2 protein-coding genes are annotated in these 3,410 nt (G+C 36.1%); one reads left to right on the top strand and one right to left on the bottom strand.

Annotation, left to right across the window (positions count from 1 at the left end; translation table 11 throughout):
* Positions 1-118: 118 nt before the first annotated feature.
* Complete coding sequence (locus tag JEM49_RS08670; RefSeq protein ID WP_201874654.1) at positions 119-2,392, bottom strand: HAD-IC family P-type ATPase; 2,274 nt, start codon at positions 2,390-2,392, stop codon at positions 119-121.
* Between the two features lie 125 nt (positions 2,393-2,517).
* Between JEM49_RS08670 and JEM49_RS08665 the strand changes: the two genes are divergently transcribed.
* Entirely contained in the window at positions 2,518-3,372 is an 855-nt protein-coding gene (locus JEM49_RS08665; protein WP_087176044.1) for a LysR family transcriptional regulator, read from the top strand.
* Positions 3,373-3,410: the final 38 nt, after the last annotated feature.

Raw genomic sequence — 3,410 nt, 5'->3', positions numbered from 1 at the left:
AGGCTTAACTCCGAAAGAATATCGGAATCAAGCCTCTATTAATCCTGTATTTTAAACTGTCTAATTTTTAGGTCTCAGTTCAATGTAGTAATCAGAGTGCTTTTTTTATATTTTATAATTATCTATTTTTCATTACAGGTTGGTAAATCAAATCAATAATGACTGCAGCAACCAATGCCACTACAACCGTAATTAATAAGTTTTGCCAACTAATTTGAGCCATTGCCAAGCCACACAAGGCTAAAATAAATGTTAATGCGACGTCAGCAATTTGGACGATACCAACTAATTTAGATGGATAATCTTGCCAGAAGTATTTACGAGTTCTAGTAATCAATACAATTAGCATTGCGCTAAGAACTAAGTAAACATAAACCATGGTAGAAATTGAATTATGACTCCAGCCATGTAAGTTTAGGTAGCTGACAAATGCGAAACCGATAATTGTCCAACCTGCAGCAAGTGAAAATGCAATTTTAGCTAATCTTGCCATATTCCAGTTTTCAGGCTTGTAAGTAATATGAGTCCGGTCAGTACCGATCATCATAGTTACCATATTATTCATAACTGTATAAATAACCATTGCGTTTAATGCCATTGGAATATAGTTGAAGAAGAGGTAACCAAAGGTTAAAAGCATAGTTAATTCGGCAGTTCTAGCGAGTTTAGTAAGTGACCAAGTAGTCATTCTTTGGTATACACGGTGACCCGCATCAAGAATCTTAACAATAGAACTTAAGCCGTCATCCAGAAGTACCATCTTACTTGAACGCTTAGCAACATCGGCAGCGTTAGAAACAGCAATACCAACTTCAGCTTGCTTTAAAGCAGGAGAATCGTTAACACCATCACCAGTCATACCAACGATATAGCCTTTTTCTTGGAAGAATTTAACCATTTTAAGTTTGTCTTCAGGCAAAACATCGGCGATACCAGCTAATTCATCAACATCAGTGCTTTCATCGAAGTCATGAATAGAGATAACATTACCAGTTAAATCAACTTGTTCAGCGACAGCTGCAGCCGTTCTTTGGTTATCACCAGTTAACATAATTGGACGTACGCCACGCTTTTTAAGTTCTGCCAAAGCAGCCTTGGAATCTTTTCTTACCTTATCTTGTAAGATAAAGACTCCTGCAAGCTTATCATCTATCAACACAGCAACTGAACGTCCAGCCTTAAAGTTAATACCTTCGACCACTTCATTAGCATTTTTATCGATTAAGGAAAGTTGCTTAAATGAACCTAACTTAACGTTATGACCATCAACTTCTGCCATAGAATAACCGGTGTCAGAAGTAAATGGGGTGAAGTGATCAGCGTCCATGACAGGGATGCCATTTTCTTTTAAGTATTCATCAATAGCAATATCAATAATACCTGCATTACGTTTGTCGGTTGCACTACCAGCTAAAACTAAAACGTCTTGATCAGGTAAATCACTTAAATCGCTCCAGCTAGCAACGGCTGTTTTATTTTCAGTGATTGTACCGGTCTTATCAAGTAAAAGTAAGTTTAAGTTAGCCGCATCTTGAATACCGGTTAAATCGGCAGTTAAGACGCCTTCTTTACTTAAGCGAGTTGCTTCAAATGAGTTGGATAATGCAAAAGTTGATGGCATGGCAACAGGAATTGAAGCAATAAACATCATAGCCAAGAATGGCAACATATTAATAAAGGTATCGAAATTGCCGCCCTTAAAGAATGAAGCAATGATGATAACTAAGGTAAGTACCCCATCGAGTAAGCAAAGGTAGTATATAATCTTTGTTAAAAGTTGTTGCAAGTGACCAGGTGCAGCTGAGTTGTTAATCAAATTAATGGTTTTACCACTTCTAGAATCCTTACCAGTTGCAGTAACGATTGCTAAGCCGTCGCCCTCAACTACAGTGGTACCAGCATAAGCTGTATCATCGATATTCTTTTTAACAGCTTTAGATTCACCAGTAATTGAACTTTCGTCACAGGCAATGTTGCCACTAACTATTTTTACGTCAGCAGCTAAAACATCCCCACGTTGAAGTGAAATTAAATCGCCTTTAACCAATTGCTTAGAGTCAATTTTAATCCACTTACCATCACGCTCTACAGCAACTTTAGGCGTTAATTCGTGTGAGATGGTATTTAATACCCGTCGTGATTGCTTCTTCTTTGATGCACCGTTAAAAGCTGCAAAAAGAAGCATGAATAAAACAAATAATGATTGAATCCACTTGCCGAGGATACATTCAAGGATTAATGCACCTTCAAGAATCCAAGCAGAGAGATTCCATAATTTTGATAAAAATTCCTTAAAGAAGTTGTATTCAGGTTCAGGAACTTCGTTTAGACCATCTTCTTTAAGTCGTTTTTCTGCTTCGGCTTGAGTTAAGCCGTGAAATTTTTCAGACATTTTATTCCCTCCAAATCTACCTTAATAAAGTAGCACATATGTTGTGGAGATGAAAATACTAAATTAAAATATAAGATATAAAAAATTTTAATAAGACCTGTAACCAAAATAAAAAGGATAGATCAATGAATATTAAACAATTACGTTACTTTTTAGTAGTAGCCGAAGAAAAACAAATCACGTCTGCGGCTAAAAGACTTTATATTGCGCAACCACCGTTAAGTTATCAATTAAAGCAATTGGAAAAAGAATTGGGAGCACAATTATTCAAGCGGACTGCTCATGGTATCGAATTAACGGATGCGGGACAAATTTTACAGAGCTATGCTAGTGAAATCTTATCGCTATCTGAAAGTGCTAAGAATCAGGTCCACAAGACCATTTCTGGCGAATTAGGCACAGTTGCAATTGGAATGGCTTCTTCATCAACTGGTCTTATTCCTATGAAGAATTTTCAAGCCTTAACTGAATTTTATCCTGAAATTAACTTTGATATTTATGAGGACAATACTTTTGGTATTATCGATAAATTGGAAAAGAAAACAATCGATTTAGGTATTGTTCGTACTCCCTATAATCGTAACGGTTTAAAGGCGAAAACTTTAACTACAGAAAGAATGATGGCAGTTACTGTTGATCCTAAATTTAAGGATAAAACGGAATTAAGAATTAAAGATTTAAATGAGCAGCCTCTTATTATCTACCGGCGATTTGAAGAGATTTTTAATCAAACTTTTGCTCATCATGGAATTAAACCGTTTTATGCTGTTAAATGTGATGATTCCAGAACAGCGATCACCTGGGCTAAACGAAAAATGGGAGTGGCTCTTGTTCCGGAATCCATTGCCTCTACATATGCTCCTGGTGATCTTATTCCGATTAAGCATAGTAACTGGATAACACATTTACAATTAGCATGGCGTAAAGATCAAAAGGTTACGCCATTAATGAAAAGAATAATTGATGCTTTAAGCCTTTAAGATTGTAACTTGTAACTAATTGATCCATAATTATTGTA

The organism is Lactobacillus sp. A27, assembly GCF_016742815.1.
GTDB classification, from domain to species: Bacteria; Bacillota; Bacilli; order Lactobacillales; family Lactobacillaceae; genus Lactobacillus; species Lactobacillus gallinarum.
Note: the sequence above shows the minus strand (reverse complement) of the source record. Positions and strands in the feature narration are given on the sequence as shown.

What these genes read in the sequence shown, in the direction of transcription:
- JEM49_RS08670 (WP_201874654.1), bottom strand. Translation starts at nt 2,392, where the DNA reads ATGTCTGAAAAATTTCACGGCTTAACTCAAGCCGAAGCAGAAAAACGA.
- JEM49_RS08665 (WP_087176044.1), top strand. Translation starts at nt 2,518, where the DNA reads ATGAATATTAAACAATTACGTTACTTTTTAGTAGTAGCCGAAGAAAAA.